The organism is Pseudokineococcus sp. 5B2Z-1 (assembly GCF_037482305.1).
GTDB lineage: Bacteria > Actinomycetota > Actinomycetes > Actinomycetales > Quadrisphaeraceae > Pseudokineococcus.
In genome coordinates this window covers 19,490-31,794 of record NZ_JBBHZG010000004.1, presented here as the reverse complement: position 1 = coordinate 31,794, position 12,305 = coordinate 19,490, and the positions used below count along the sequence as shown (strand labels likewise).

Genomic DNA, 12,305 nt, shown 5'->3' with positions numbered 1-12,305 from the left:
AGGACGTCGAACGGTCGGTGCGAGCGAGGAGGACGACGGGTGGCTGAGCGCGTGAGGTTCCCCCGCCGCGTGTACAGCCGCGGCGAGGAGCCCGACCCCCGCTTCAGCCTCGCGAACGAGCGCACCTTCCTCGCCTGGGTGCGGACGTCGCTGGCGCTGCTGGCCGCCGGTGTCGCCCTCGAGGCGCTCGCCCTGCCGGTGGACCCGGTGCTGCGGCTCGCCTCCGCCGTGGTCTTCGTCGTCCTCGGCCTGCTGTCGGCGGCCCAGGCGTGGCTCGGCTGGGCCCGCGCGGAGATCGCCATGCGCCGGGCGACGCCGCTGCCCGCCCCCTCGCTGGCGCCCGTCGTCGCGGGCGGCGTGGTCCTCGCGAGCGCCCTGCTCGTCGTGGGCCTGCTGCTGTGAGCCGGGCGGTGCCCGTCGACGACCTCTTCGACCCGGGCCTGCAGCCCGAGCGCACGCTCCTGGCGTGGCGGCGGACGACGCTCGCGCTGGCCGTCGCCTGCGCGGCGGTGGTCCGCTTCGTCGCGCCGGTGCTGGGGCCGGTCGTCGCCGTCGTCGGGCTCCTCGGGCTCGTCCTGTGCGGCGCCGCGTACGTCGGCGCCGCCACGCAGTACCACCGCGTGAGCCGAGAGCTGGTGTCCGACGGCGGCGGCGCCCTGCCGTCGCCGGGCCCGGCGGTCGCCGCGCTGACGGCCGCGCTGGGGCTCGTGGGCGCCGCGTCGCTCGCCTTCGTCGTCGCCCGGGCGGTGGCGGCGTGACCACCGACGGCGGCGCCCGACCACCCGAGGAGCACGAGATGACCGGACCCGCCGACGCCTCCCGGAGCGCGTGCTGCGCGCCGTCCGCGGCCGACGTCGTGCAGCCCACGCAGGCGCCGCCGCGCCCGCCCGTCAGCGGCGCACCGGCGGTGGCGCCCGGCCGCGGGGCGGGCGAGCACCGCGTCGAGCAGGCGGTCGTCCCCGCGCAGGTCTTCGCCATGGGCGACGCCCGCGGCGACGGCCGGCACGGCGACGGCGAGACGCCCGTCCACGCCGTCGAGCTCGACGCCTTCTCGATCGACACCACCTCGGTGACCGTCGCGGACTTCGCCCGCTTCGTCGACGCCACCGGGTACGCCACGGAGGCCGAGGTCTTCGGCTTCTCCGCCGTCTTCCACCTCGCGCTCGCCGCGCGGGACGAGGACGTCCTCGGCCGCCCGGCGCAGACGCCCTGGTGGTTCGGCGTCCGCGGCGCCGACTGGCGCCACCCCGGCGGGCCGCTGTCCGACGTCGACGGGCTCGAGGACCACCCCGTCACGCACGTCAGCTGGAACGACGCCGTCGCCTACTGCGCGTGGGCGGGACGCTCGCTGCCCTCGGAGGCGCAGTGGGAGTGCGCGTCCCGCGGCGGCGTCGACGGCGCGCGGTACCCGTGGGGCGACGCGCTGCCCGAGGCGTGGGCCTGCAACATCTGGCAGGGCGACTTCCCGGTGCGCAACACCGAGGAGGACGGCTTCCTCACGACGGCGCCGGTGCGCACCTACGCGCCCAACGCCTACGGCCTGTGGCAGACGGTGGGCAACGTCTGGGAGTGGTGCGCGGACTGGTCGGACCCGGGCTACTACGCGCGCTCGCCGCGGCGCGACCCCCGCGGCCCCCAGCGCGAGACCGGCCAGCGGGTCATGCGCGGCGGCTCGTACCTGTGCCACGACTCCTACTGCAACCGCTACCGCAACAGCGCGCGCTCGGCCAACACGCCCGACTCGTCGATGGGCAACGCCGGGTTCCGGACGGTCGGTCCGGCCTGAGCCCGTCCCGGGGTGGGCCGTCAGTGCTGCCCGGGCGGCCCGTCCCCCGGGTTGCGCCGGCCGGTGAGGCCAAGGTGCCGGTCGACGAGCGCGCCGACGGCGAGGCTGGCGGCGACGGCCACGACCACGCGCAGGACGGTCCCGAGCCCCGGTGCCAGCGCGTCGACGACCGCGAGGACGACGACGATGACGAGGAAGCGGGCGACGAAGGACGTCACGCGGGGGTGGCGGTGCAGCACCCCGCTCACGGTACGGCGCTAGCGTCCGGCCGGGCACCCGGCCCGACCGGTGCAGCCCCACCGATGGACCCCGTCCACCCGCCCCACCCACCCGCGCGAGGGCGCGCGAGCAGGAGGACCGCCGTGAGCACCCCGCAGGACCCGCCGCTCGACGTCGACGCCGTCATGGCGCAGCTCACGCTCGAGGAGAAGATCTCGCTCGCGTCGGGCTCGGACTTCTGGCACACGCAGGGCGTCGAGCGCCTCGGCGTGCCGGCCGTCATGGTCACGGACGGCCCGCACGGCCTGCGCAAGCAGGCGGGCGAGTCCGACCACGTCGGCCTCAACGACAGCGTGCCCGCCACGTGCTTCCCGCCCGCGGCCGGCCTGGCGTCGACGTGGGACCCCGACCTGCTGCGCCGCGTCGGCGCCGCGCTCGGCGACGAGTGCCGCGCCGAGCAGGTCGCCGTCCTGCTCGGCCCGGGCGTCAACATGAAGCGCAGCCCCCTGTGCGGCCGCAACTTCGAGTACTTCTCCGAGGACCCGCTGCTCGCCGGCGAGCTGGCCGCCGCGCTCGTGCAGGGCGTCCAGGGCCGCGGCGTGGGGACCTCGCTGAAGCACTTCGCGGCCAACAACCAGGAGACCGAGCGGATGAGCATCTCCGCCGAGGTCGACGAGCGGACGCTCCGGGAGATCTACCTGCCGGCCTTCGAGCGCGTGGTCACCCGCGCCCAGCCGTGGACGGTCATGTGCTCCTACAACAAGGTCAACGGCGTCTACGCCAGCCAGGACCCGTGGCTGCTCACGCAGGTGCTGCGCGAGGAGTGGGGCTTCGAGGGCCTCGTCGTCTCCGACTGGGGCGCGGTCGACGAGCGCTGGCGCGGCGTCGCGGCCGGGCTCGACCTCGAGATGCCGGCGTCCGGCGGCTCCGGGGACGCGAGCATCCGCGCCGGGCTGGACGCGGGCGACCTCACCGAGGCCGAGCTCGACGTCGTCGTGCGCCGGAACCTCGAGCTGCTCGCCAAGGCGCTGCCGGCGATGACGCCCGGCCAGACCTTCGACGCCGACGCCCACCACGCGCTCGCCCGCGAGGCCGCCCGCGAGAGCGCGGTCCTGCTCACCAACGACGGCGTCCTGCCGCTCGACCCGTCCGTGGGCGGGCGCATCGCCGTCATCGGCGAGATGGCCCGCAGCCCCCGCTACCAGGGCGCCGGTTCCAGCCAGGTGAACCCGACGCGTCTCGACGACGCGCTCACCGCCCTGCGCGCGGGCACGAGCCGCGAGGTCGTCTTCGCCGCCGGCTACGTCGCCGAGCCCGCGGAGGGCGAGGGGGCCGACGACGCGCTCGTCGCCGAGGCCGTCGAGGCCGCGCGCGGCGCCGAGGTCGCCGTCCTCGTCCTCGGGCTGCCGGCGTCGTGGGAGTCCGAGGGCTACGACCGCGAGCACCTCGACCTCCCCGGCGGCCAGGTCGCGCTGCTCGAGGCCGTGCGCGGCGTCTGCGACCGGGTCGTCGTCGTCCTCTCCAACGGCGGCGCCGTGGCGGTCGACGGCTGGGCGCACCACGCCGACGCCCTGCTCGAGGGCTGGCTGCTCGGCCAGGCCGGCGGCACCGCGACGGCGGACCTCCTCTACGGCGTCGTCTCGCCGTCCGGGCGCCTCGCCGAGACGGTCCCGCTGCGCCTCGAGAACACCCCTGCGCACGGCGCCTTCCCCGGCGACAGCGGCGTCGTCCGCTACCGCGAGGGCCTGCTCATCGGCTACCGCTGGTACGACACCCGGCGGATGGCCGTCTCCTTCCCCTTCGGGCACGGCCTGAGCTACACGACTTTCGAGCACACCGACCTCGTGGTGCGGGCTTCGGGGGCCGGCCAGGACGCGAGCGTCGAGGTCACCCTGACCGTCACCAACACCGGGTCTCGCGCCGGGGCGGAGGTCGTCCAGGTCTACGCGGCGCCGCAGGACGCCGGCGTCTTCCGCCCGGAGCAGGAGCTCGTCGGCTTCGCCCGCGTCGACCTCGAGGCCGGTGCGTCGCGGCAGGTCTCGCTCACCCTGTCGGCCCGCGACCTCGGCCACTGGAGCGAGGTCCACCGCCGCTGGGTGCTCGAGGGCGGCCGCTACGAGGTCCGCGTCGGCGCGTCCTCGCGCGACGTGCGCCAGCGGGCGGTCGTCGACGTCGAGGGCGAGGACCTCGTGCCGCTCCTCACCCCGCAGTCCGAGGCGGGCACGTGGCTCGAGCACACCGTCGCCGGCCCCGACCTGCGCGCCCGCCTGGGCGACGCCGCCGCCATGCTCGACGACCCCCAGCACGGCCGGATGATGCGGGCGATCCCGCTGGTGCGGCTCACGCGCTTCCCGGGGTTCCCCGTCGACGAGGCGGAGCTGCCGGCGCTCGCGGAGGCGGCGAACAGCGCGCCCACCTCCGGCTGACGCAGGACGCTCGGCTGTCGGGGCGCTCAGCGCCCCCCGGCGCCCCCGCCCGGTCCTCCGGGCGGGGGCGTCCCGCCGTCGGGGGTCGCACGCCGTGCGCCCTCCGCGCCCTCCGCCGCCGCTCGGCGGCTCGCCGCGTCGATGCCGAGGCGCTTCTCGACGAGGGCGCCGACGAGCGCGCTCGCGCCGAGGGCGACCAGGGCGCCGAGCAGGAAGTCCGCCCCGGGGGCGAGCACCTCGACCGCCACGAGGACCACGACGACCACGCCGAGCCGGACGGCGAGGAGCGTGAGCCAGGGGTGCCTGCGGAGCATGGACGCACCGTAGGTGCTCGGACCCTCCCGGGCACCGGGCGGAGCAGGCGCTCAGGCGGGGTCGAGCAGGTGCTGCGCCACCACGAGCGCTGCCCCCAGCAGCGCGCCGTCGGCCCCGGCGCGCGGTGTCGCGATGGTGAGGTGCCGCGTCGCCAGCGGCGTCGAGCGCCGGTAGACGACCTCGCGGACGCCGGCGAGCAGGTCCTCGCCCGCCAGGGCGAGCGAGCCGCCGACGACGAGCGCGCCGGGGTTCAGCAGGTTCACGCACGTCGAGAGCACCTCGCCGAGGTCGCGGCCCGCCTGGCGCACGAGGTCGAGCGCCAGCGGGTCGCCGGCGCGGACGAGGGCGACGACGTCGCGGCTCGTCCGCGCCTGCCGTCCCTGCGCGCGCAGGCGGGCGGCGACGGCGGTGCCGCTGGCCAGCGCCTCGAGCGTCGTCCCGTCGTCGGGCGCCCCGGGGGCACCGGCGCCGCTCGCCCCGGCGACGTGGACGGCGCCGAGGTCGCCGGCGCTGCCCTGCGCGCCGCGCTGCAGCCGGCCGCCGCTGACGACGCCGGCGCCGACCCCGGTGGCGACCTTGACGAAGAGCAGGTCCTCCTCGGCCGGCCAGCTGCTCGTGTGCTCGCCGAGGGCGAGGAGGTTGACGTCGTTGTCGACGAGGACCGGCAGGTCACCCGTGCCGGGCGCGAGGCCCCGGGCGACCAGCCGGGCGCGCACCTCGCCGGGCACGTCGACGCCGTCCCAGCCCGGCATGATCGGCGGCCGCACCGGCCGGCCGGTGGCGTGCTCGACGGGCCCGGGCAGGCCGACGCCCGCGCCCACGAGGACCCCCGTGCTCCCGGCGGCGCTCCCGCCGGCGCCGCCGAGCTCCGCCAGCAGCTCCGCCGCGGCCTCGGCCACCCAGTCGAGCACGGGGCCCGGGCCGTCGGCGATGGCCAGGGCGCGCGAGCGGCTGCCGAGCGCCCGCCCGGCGAGGTCGGCGACGGCGACGGACCCGTGCGCCGCCCCGAGGTCGACGGCGAGGACGACCCGCGCGTCGGGGCGGAACTCGACCCGCGCGGGGGGCCGGCCGCCCGTCGACGGCGCCTCGCCCGCGGGGGCGACGAGCCCGGCGGCGACGAGCTGGTCGACGCGCGCCTGCACGGTCGAGCGGGCCAGGCCGGTCTCGGCGGCGATCTCCGAGCGCGTGCGCGGCGGCCCGGAGCGCAGCAGCCGGAGGACGGGCGCGGCGCCGGGCGGCACGAGCGTCCCGGCGTCCAGCGGCGCGCCACCTGCGGTCACGGGGGCAGTCAACCAGCACGGCCATCCGCGCGGCGGAAGGGTGTCGCCGTCCGGCCGACTTGTGCTTGACTGCTGGCAGAAGTCCAGCGACTCGACGAGGAGACCCGTGACCACCGCACCGACCGCCGACGGCCTGCTGTCCGTCCAGCTCTACACGCTGCGCGAGCGGCTGCAGGAGGACCTCACCGGGACCCTCCGGGCGCTCGCCGACCTCGGCTTCGCCCAGGTCGAGCCCTTCTCGTTCACCTCCTTCGGCGAGGGCGGCGCCGACCTCGGCCGCGCCCTGGCCGAGACGGGGCTCGCCGCCCCGACGACGCACCAGCACCTCGTCGGGCTGTCCGAGGACGAGCTCGACGCCGTCTTCGCGGCCGCCGCTGCGCTGGGCATCGGCCGCGTCGTCGAGCCGATGGTCGGCGCCGACCGCTGGGGCACCGCGGAGGACGTCGCCGCCGTCGCGGCCGAGCTCAACGCGGCGGCGGTCGTCGGCGCCCGTCACGGCGTCGCCGTCGGGTACCACAACCACGCGCACGAGCTCGAGAGCGTGATCGACGGGCGCCCGGCCCTCGAGGTCCTCGCCGACTCCCTCGACGACGCCGTCGGCCTGGAGGTCGACACCTACTGGGTGGCCGTCGGCGGGCAGGACCCGGTGGCGCTGCTGCAGCGCCTCGGCGGCCGCGTCGTCGCGCTGCACCTCAAGGACGGCCCCGTCTCGACGGACACGGCCGACCAGGTGGCCCTCGGCCAGGGGCGCATGCCCGTGGCCGACATCGTCGCCGCCGCCCCGACCGCCCTGCGCGTCGTCGAGCTCGACGACTCCCGCGGGGACCGCCTGCAGGCCGTCGCCGACAGCGCGGCCTTCCTGCGCGAGCAGGGCCTGGCGTGAGCGCCGCCACGGACGGCGCCGTCCGCACCGGCCCCGTCGTCGTCGGCCTCGTCGGGGCCGGGACGATCAGCCGCCAGTACCTGACCAACCTCACGGCGTTCCCGGACCTCGACGTCCGCTGGGTCGCCGACCTCGACGTCGAGCGCGCCGCCGAGCGCGCCGCCGAGTTCGACGTCCCCCGCTCGGGCACGGTCGCCGAGCTGCTGGCCGACGACGAGGTCGAGGTCGTCGTCAACCTCACCATCCCCGCCGTGCACGTCGAGGTGGGGCTGCAGATCGTCGCCGCAGGCAAGCACGTGTGGGGCGAGAAGCCCCTCGCGCTCGACCTCGAGGGCGGCCGCCGCCTCCTCGAGACCGCCCGCGCGGCGGGCCTGCGCGCGGCGTCGGCGCCCGACACCTTCCTCGGCGCCGGCCTGCAGACGACGCGCCGCGTCCTCGAGTCCGGCCGCGTCGGCGCCCCGCTGTCGGCGCTGGTGCTCTTCCAGGGCCCCGGCCCGGAGTCGTGGCACCCGGACCCGGCCTTCCTCTTCGCCGAGGGCGCCGGGCCGCTCTTCGACATCGGCCCCTACTACCTGACGGCGCTCGTCCAGCTCCTCGGGCCGATCCGGCGCGTCAGCGCGACGTCGTCGGTCGCCCGCCCGGTGCGGACCATCGGCTCGGGCCCGAAGGCCGGCCAGCAGTTCGACGTCACGGTCGCCACGCACGTCAGCGCGCTCTACGAGTTCGCCGGCGGGGCCAGCGCCGTCGCCGTCTTCAGCTTCGACTCGGCCGTCAAGCGCACCCAGCTCGAGGTCGCGGGATCCGAGGGCACGCTCGTCGTGCCCGACCCCAACACCTTCGAGGGCGAGGTCGGCGTCCACCGCCTCGACGAGGACCTCGTGGCCGAGCCGGCCGTCGGCGCGACGACGACGCGCGGCACCGGCGTCCTCGAGCTCGCCCGGGCCATCCGCGCCGGCGTGCCCGAGCGGGCCTCCGGCGACCTGGCGCTGCACGTCCTCGACGCGATGGTCTCGACGACGCGCGCCGCCACCGACGGTGCCCCCGTCGAGCTGACGACGACGGTCGACGTCGCCCCGGCCCTGCCCGAGGACTTCGACCCGACCGCGCGGACCCTCACCTCGTGAGCCCCCTGCTCGAGGCCCCCGCCGCCACCACCGGCGGCGGGGGCCCGCTCGGCGCTGCCGTCGTCGGCGGCGGCTTCATGGCCGCCGTCCACACCCGGGCCGCGCGCACGGCCCGCGCCCGGCTGGTCGGTGCGCTCACCTCGACGCCGGAGGGGTCGCGGCGCGCCGCCGCGGCGCTCGGGCACGAGCGCGCCTACGGCTCGCTCGAGGAGCTGCTCGCGGACGACGCCGTCGACGTCGTCCACGTCTGCACGCCCAACGCGCTGCACGCCGAGCAGGTGCTCGCGGCCGTCGCGGCGGGCAAGCACGTCGTCTGCGAGAAGCCGCTGGCCACGAGCCCCGAGGAGGCCGCGGCCGTCGTCGACGCCGCGGCCGCCGCGGGCGTCGTCGTCGCCGTGCCGTTCGTCTACCGGTTCCACCCGATGGTCCGCGAGGCGCGGGCGCGGGTGCGCTCCGGCGAGGTCGGCCGCGTCCTCACCGTCGCCGGCTCCTACCTGCAGGACTGGATGCTCAGCCCCGAGGACGACGACTGGCGCGTCGACCCGGAGCGCGGCGGGCCCAGCCGGGCCTTCGCCGACATCGGCTCCCACCTCGTCGACCTCCTCGAGACGGTGACGGGGGACCGCGTGTCCTCGCTCGCGGCGACCCTGTCGACCGTCCACCCGCACCGCGCGCAGCACCGCGACGTGGCGACGGAGGACGCCGCCGCCGTCGTCGTGCGCACCGCGGGCGGCGCCGTCGGCACGCTGCTCGTCTCGCAGGTGGCCCCGGGCCGCAAGAACCGCCTCCACCTCGAGGTGGCGGGCTCGGCCGAGAGCCTGGCCTTCGACCAGGAGGACCCCGAGCGGCTGTGGGTCGGCCGGCGCTCCGGCAGCCTGCTCGTGCCGCGCGACGCCGACCAGCTCGCGCCCGACGCCGCCCGGCTGTGCGCCGTCCCGGCCGGGCACCCGCAGGGCTACCAGGACGCCTTCGACGCCTTCGTCGCCGACGCCCACGCCGCCGCCCGCGGGGCCGCCCCCGAGGCGCTGCCGCTCGCCGCCGACGGCGCCCGCGCCGTCGACCTCACCGCCGCCGTCCTGGCGTCGCACCGCTCGGGCGGCTGGGTCGACGTGCCCGCCCCCCGCACACCCACCCCCGCAGGAGCTGCCTCGTGACCGCCGACACCGACAGCACGACGACCGCCGCCGCCAGGACGGGTGCCCCCGGCGCCGGCCAGCCCGTCACCCTCTTCACCGGCCAGTGGGCCGACCTGCCGCTCGAGGAGGTCGCGCGCCTCGCGGCGTCGTGGGGCTACGACGGCCTCGAGATCGCCTGCGGCCCGCACCTCGACGTGCAGCGCGCCGTCGAGGACGACGCCTACCTCGCCGAGCGCCGGGAGATCCTCGACCGGAACGGCCTGCAGGTGTGGGCGATCTCCAACCACCTCTCCGGCCAGGCCGTCTGCGACGACCCGATCGACTTCCGCCACGAGGCGATCGTGCCGAAGCGGGTGTGGGGCGACGGCGACGCCGAGGGCGTCCGGCAGCGCGCCGCCGAGGAGATGCGGCTGACGGCGCGGACGGCGCGGCGCCTGGGCGTCGACGTCGTCGTCGGCTTCACGGGCTCGAAGATCTGGCCGTACGTGGCCCAGTTCCCGCCCGTGCCGGCGTCCGTCATGGACGCGGGGTACGAGGACTTCGCGCGCCGGTGGAACCCGGTGCTCGACGTCTTCGACGGCGAGGGCGTGCGCTTCGCCCACGAGGTGCACCCCAGCGAGATCGCCTACGACTACTGGTCGACGGTGCGCTCGCTCGAGGCCCTCGAGCACCGCGACGCCTTCGCCTTCAACTGGGACCCGAGCCACATGATGTGGCAGGGGATCGACCCGGTGGCCTTCATCACCGAGTTCGCCGACCGCATCGTCCACGTCGACTGCAAGGACACCCGCCTGCGCCCGGCCAACGGCCGCGCCGGTGTCCTCGGCTCCCACCTGCCGTGGGGCGACCCGCGCCGCTCGTGGGACTTCGTCTCCACGGGGCGCGGCGACGTGCCGTGGGAGGACTCCTTCCGCGCCCTGCGCGCCATCGGCTACGCCGGCCCCATCTCGGTGGAGTGGGAGGACGCCGGCATGGACCGCCTCAAGGGCGCGGCCGAGGCCGTCGGTTTCGTGCGCTCGCTGCTGTGGGACCGCCCGACGGCGTCGTTCGACGCCGCCTTCAGCAGCCAGGACTGAGGGCGGCCGGGCGGGCCGGACGGGTGCCGTGACCGGATCGATGCCTCAGGACACCCACGAGCGCCGCGCCCGCGGTGCCACCCTCGTCGCCGTGAGGACGTCCTGGGGGCGGGTCCGGGCCCGCCAGCACGCCGACGTGCCGACGAGCGGCGAGGCGGCCGAGCTGTGGAGCCGCGTCCTGCGGCGGCGCGGCGCCCTGGCCATCTCGGCGCTCGGGGTCGGGTGGTCCGCCGTCGCGGCGACCGGGCTCGGGGTGCCGCGGGGGCTGTGGCTCGTGGGCGGCGCGCTCGTCCTCGCGGGGCTCTTCGCGGGGCTGGCGCACCGCCCCGTGCCCCGCACCGACGGCGGCATGACGGAGCGGCTGCGCGACCACCCCGCCGAGTGGCGGCGCCTGCTCGTCCGGACGGCCGGGTCCCTGGCGCTCGTGCTCGCCGTCGTCCTCGTCCTCGGGGTGACGACGCGCTCGCCGCAGGTGCTCGCGCCCTTCGCCGCGGTGGCCATGGGCGCGCACGGCCTCCCGGCCGCCTACGCCCTCGACCAGCCCGAGTACCGCTGGGCCGGCGCCGGGCTCGTGCTCGCGGGCGCCACCGGCGTCGCGCTGCTCATCGCGGTGACGCCGTACGACGTCGTCCGCGACGTCGTCGGCGCGCTCGCCGCCGTGTCGCTGCTCGGGACGGCGGCGCGGCTGTCCGTGCGCCCCTGACCGGCTCCGCTCCGGCCCCGCTCGGCGGACCTGTTCGTCGGACGTGACCGTGCGCGGTCACGTCCGACGAACAGGTCAGGGCTCGACGTGGCGGTGACGGCGCGGTCGGGGAGGGCGACGGCCGGGTGGCAGGGTGGCGCGTCGTGGCGACCGCCGTGCTCCTCCTCGTGGCCGTGGTGCTCGGCGGGGTGAGCCAGCGCGTCACGGGCATGGGCTTCGCGCTCGTGACGGCGCCCTTCCTCGTCCTGCTGCTCGGCCCCGTCGGCGGGGTGCTCGTCGTCAACGTCTGCGCCGCGCTGACGAGCACGCTCATCCTCCTGCGCGTGCGGCGCGACGTCGCCTGGCGCCGGTACGCGCTGCTCGGCGGCGCGGCCGTCGTCGGGATCCTCCCCGGCTCGGTGCTGGCGCAGGCCGCGCCCAGCGCGTGGCTCGAGCTCGTCGTCGGCGTCCTCGTGCTCCTGGCGCTCGCGTCCTCGCTGCTCGCGCGCCGGGCGCCGGCGGCCACGGGGACGGCGCCGGCCGTCGTCGCGGGGCTGGCGGCCGGCGCGATGAACACGACGGCGGGCGTCGGCGGGCCGGCCTTCAGCGTCTACGCGGTCGCGAGCAGGTGGCCGCAGCGCTCCTTCGCGGCGACCCTGCAGCCGTTGTTCATCACGACCGGCCTCGTGTCCTTCGGCTCCAAGCTCGCCATCGACCCGTCGTCCCTGCCCGCGCTGGCCTGGTGGGTGTGGCTGGGCATCGCCGCGGCCCTCGGCGTCGGGGTCCTGCTCGGGGACCGGGTGTCCCGCCACCTCAGCCAGCGGACGGCGCGCGCCGGCCTCCTCGTCGTCGCCGCCACCGGCGCGGCGACCATCGCCGTGCGCGGGCTCGTGGAGCTGCTGGCGGGCTGAGTCCGACGCACGGGCGGGCGGCGCCGGACCTGCCGACCAGCGGCGCCGGGCGGCCTCGCGCAGCGGGCTCCCGGGCGGCGGTGGCAGGGTGCGCGGCGTGACGACGACGGCGGCCCTCGTGGTGGCCCTCGTCCTCGTCGTCGGGGCGGCCGCCCAGCGCGTGACGGGGCTGGGCTTCGCCGTCGTCGCGGCGCCGGTGCTCGTGCTGCTCGTCGGGCCGTCGCCCGGCGTCGTGCTCGTCAACCTCCTCGGGGCGATCGTGGCGCTCCTCGTCCTGCTGCGCGTGCGGCGCGACGTCGAGCCGCGGCGCCTCCTGCCGGTGACGCTCGCGGCGCTCGTCGGGGTGCCCGGCGGGCTCGTGCTCGCCCGCTCGGTGCCGTCGGCGTGGCTCGAGCTCGTCCTCGGCCTCCTCGTCATCGCCGCGCTGGGGGTGTCGGCGCACCTGGCGCGGGCCCGGGCCCGCCGCG

The 12,305-nt window shown here is 77.4% G+C and carries 14 protein-coding genes; 11 read left to right on the top strand and 3 right to left on the bottom strand.

Features of this window, described 5'->3' with window-relative positions:
- The first annotated feature begins 39 nt into the window (after positions 1-39).
- The 3 genes from WDV85_RS11010 to WDV85_RS11000 are packed head-to-tail and all read left to right on the top strand — an operon-like array spanning position 40 to position 1,786.
- A complete protein-coding gene (locus WDV85_RS11010; RefSeq protein ID WP_339570654.1) occupies positions 40-402 on the top strand; it encodes a YidH family protein in 363 nt (120 codons plus the stop codon).
- Positions 399-758, top strand: a complete 360-nt coding sequence (locus tag WDV85_RS11005; RefSeq protein WP_339570653.1) for a DUF202 domain-containing protein — start codon at positions 399-401, stop codon at positions 756-758. The genes WDV85_RS11010 and WDV85_RS11005 overlap by 4 nt, the downstream gene beginning before the upstream one ends.
- Positions 759-796: 38 nt before the next feature.
- Positions 797-1,786, top strand: a complete 990-nt coding sequence (locus tag WDV85_RS11000; RefSeq protein WP_339570652.1) for a formylglycine-generating enzyme family protein — start codon at positions 797-799, stop codon at positions 1,784-1,786.
- A 20-nt stretch (positions 1,787-1,806) separates the two neighbouring features.
- Here the strand turns inward: WDV85_RS11000 and WDV85_RS10995 are convergent, their stop codons facing one another.
- Positions 1,807-2,034: a hypothetical protein gene (locus tag WDV85_RS10995; RefSeq protein WP_339570651.1), complete on the bottom strand. Its 228-nt coding sequence runs from the start codon at positions 2,032-2,034 to the stop codon at positions 1,807-1,809.
- 156 nt (positions 2,035-2,190) lie between these two features.
- Between WDV85_RS10995 and WDV85_RS10990 the strand changes: the two genes are divergently transcribed.
- Complete coding sequence (locus tag WDV85_RS10990; protein ID WP_445263304.1) at positions 2,191-4,431, top strand: glycoside hydrolase family 3 C-terminal domain-containing protein; 2,241 nt, start codon at positions 2,191-2,193, stop codon at positions 4,429-4,431.
- A 26-nt stretch (positions 4,432-4,457) separates the two neighbouring features.
- On the opposite strand, the gene WDV85_RS10985 is transcribed toward WDV85_RS10990, so the two are convergent.
- Complete coding sequence (locus tag WDV85_RS10985; RefSeq protein ID WP_339570649.1) at positions 4,458-4,745, bottom strand: hypothetical protein; 288 nt, start codon at positions 4,743-4,745, stop codon at positions 4,458-4,460.
- 51 nt (positions 4,746-4,796) lie between these two features.
- Positions 4,797-6,026, bottom strand: coding sequence for an ROK family transcriptional regulator (locus WDV85_RS10980; RefSeq protein ID WP_339570648.1), 1,230 nt, complete (start codon positions 6,024-6,026; stop codon positions 4,797-4,799).
- A gap of 106 nt (positions 6,027-6,132) precedes the next feature.
- On the opposite strand from WDV85_RS10980, the gene WDV85_RS10975 reads away from it, so the two are divergent.
- The 7 genes from WDV85_RS10975 to WDV85_RS10945 all read left to right on the top strand — a co-directional run.
- Positions 6,133-6,909: a sugar phosphate isomerase/epimerase family protein gene (locus WDV85_RS10975; protein ID WP_298990735.1), complete on the top strand. Its 777-nt coding sequence runs from the start codon at positions 6,133-6,135 to the stop codon at positions 6,907-6,909.
- Positions 6,906-8,033 carry a Gfo/Idh/MocA family protein gene (locus tag WDV85_RS10970; RefSeq protein WP_339570647.1) on the top strand — a complete coding sequence of 376 codons (1,128 nt, stop codon included), beginning with the start codon at positions 6,906-6,908 and terminating at the stop codon, positions 8,031-8,033. The genes WDV85_RS10975 and WDV85_RS10970 overlap by 4 nt, the downstream gene beginning before the upstream one ends.
- 5 nt (positions 8,034-8,038) lie before the next feature.
- Entirely contained in the window at positions 8,039-9,187 is a 1,149-nt protein-coding gene (locus WDV85_RS10965; protein WP_445263303.1) for a Gfo/Idh/MocA family protein, read from the top strand.
- Positions 9,184-10,245 carry a sugar phosphate isomerase/epimerase family protein gene (locus tag WDV85_RS10960; protein WP_339570645.1) on the top strand — a complete coding sequence of 354 codons (1,062 nt, stop codon included), beginning with the start codon at positions 9,184-9,186 and terminating at the stop codon, positions 10,243-10,245. The genes WDV85_RS10965 and WDV85_RS10960 overlap by 4 nt, the downstream gene beginning before the upstream one ends.
- A 91-nt stretch (positions 10,246-10,336) precedes the next feature.
- Positions 10,337-10,948, top strand: coding sequence for a hypothetical protein (locus WDV85_RS10955; RefSeq protein WP_339570644.1), 612 nt, complete (start codon positions 10,337-10,339; stop codon positions 10,946-10,948).
- A 143-nt stretch (positions 10,949-11,091) separates the two neighbouring features.
- Positions 11,092-11,838: a sulfite exporter TauE/SafE family protein gene (locus WDV85_RS10950; protein WP_339570643.1), complete on the top strand. Its 747-nt coding sequence runs from the start codon at positions 11,092-11,094 to the stop codon at positions 11,836-11,838.
- A 97-nt stretch (positions 11,839-11,935) separates the two neighbouring features.
- On the top strand, positions 11,936-12,305 hold a 370-nt coding region (locus tag WDV85_RS10945), incomplete at its 3' end, for a TSUP family transporter (protein ID WP_339570642.1).

Excerpts from the sequence above, each read along its gene's own strand:
- WDV85_RS10990 (WP_445263304.1), top strand. The coding sequence starts at position 2,191 with ATGGCGCAGCTCACGCTCGAGGAGAAGATCTCGCTCGCGTCGGGCTCG.
- WDV85_RS11000 (WP_339570652.1), top strand. The coding sequence starts at position 797 with ATGACCGGACCCGCCGACGCCTCCCGGAGCGCGTGCTGCGCGCCGTCC.
- WDV85_RS10985 (WP_339570649.1), bottom strand. The coding sequence starts at position 4,745 with ATGCTCCGCAGGCACCCCTGGCTCACGCTCCTCGCCGTCCGGCTCGGC.